Genomic DNA, 1,192 nt, shown 5'->3' on the forward strand with positions numbered 1-1,192 from the left:
GCGCCGCTTTCCCCCTTGAGCGGGAACGCACAAGTGAAGTTGACGACGAGAAATGGGCGGTCTTCTGATGATTGTAAATGGAGCAGAGGTGATTTGAGCGTCTCCTACCCATGCACCATGCTTGGCGTTTTGGGTATGCCATTCTCGCCACTCGATGAACTCGAAGGCGGCCAAGGTCACGCCATCAACAGCATGAGTCGCTGGTTCTGGCTTGGATTTGTCGGTTTTATTCTTTTCCAAACCCAACCATTTCCGTAGTTGACTCGTGCCATTTCCGTCTCGTTGCCAGCCTTGATGCACTTTGACTGGAGCGAGTTCGGATAGCCATTGGAGCATTTGCTTTTGACCCACCATGACGGGAGAAAATCCTTTGCCTGATTTTGCTCCTTTTCGGCCACTGGTTCTATCTACATCTGCCATCACTTTTTCGTAATGAATGACGCTAATGGGGTAAAGGGCAAATAACTCCCGAATAACTCGCATTTCCAATTGTCGGTTGGCTCGAATACTGGGCGGAAGTTTGCCTTTTCTTCGGTTAGAAAAACGCTTTTGCCGATGACACCGTTGCTCAAAGGGGAGTTTACGGTTAATTCGCCGTCCTCTTCTGGTGCGGCGCATAATTCGGCGTAACTCCATCCGTTCCACAATGGTTTTGAATGGCAAGATTAAATGTGCTGTCCATAATGTTGCTCGGGCAGATTGGACTCCAACCCCTGAATAATGCTTGCCGGGGTCTAATCCAACGGCTATGGGCTGTGTTTCTTCTCCTGACGGTTCTTGCAGAAGTTGAACGCAGAATATGCCTAAATCGTTGTGTTTGACTTGGGCTTTTCCTTGTTTGAGCCACCTTCTAGCACGACTGGCTTTGGTGGGCATTAATGGTTTTCCTTCGGGTGATAATACAGGTACTCTTAACATGGTGATAAACCTCTGTAGAGATGTAGCATTGCTACCTCCGTCAAGTAATTAGTCCCTTCCTGCCATTTCAGCTAAGATGTCCTGACCGAACAGCGACGAGAGAAATCGTCTTGCAAATAACTCGAACGAGCGCTTGGGGGATGGCGAGGTTTCCTCGCCATATCCAACCAAGTAAGACGGGAAGTATTCGAGAGTGCGTTCCAAGCTGAAACTCTATGCAGTATTCAACGGTTTAAATCAAGGTTTCTCCCTCAATCCCCATCGCCTTGCGTTG

At 48.6% G+C, this 1,192-nt stretch carries 1 protein-coding gene; it reads right to left on the minus strand.

What is annotated here, in order from left to right; all coding sequences use genetic code 11:
* Positions 1-918: RRXRR domain-containing protein (locus JUI58_RS00440; protein WP_204101785.1), on the minus strand; the 918-nt coding region annotated here is incomplete at its 3' end.
* Positions 919-1,192: the final 274 nt, after the last annotated feature.

It is taken from the genome of Spirulina sp. CCY15215 (genome assembly GCF_016888125.1).
Lineage (GTDB): Bacteria > Cyanobacteriota > Cyanobacteriia > Cyanobacteriales > Spirulinaceae > CCY15215.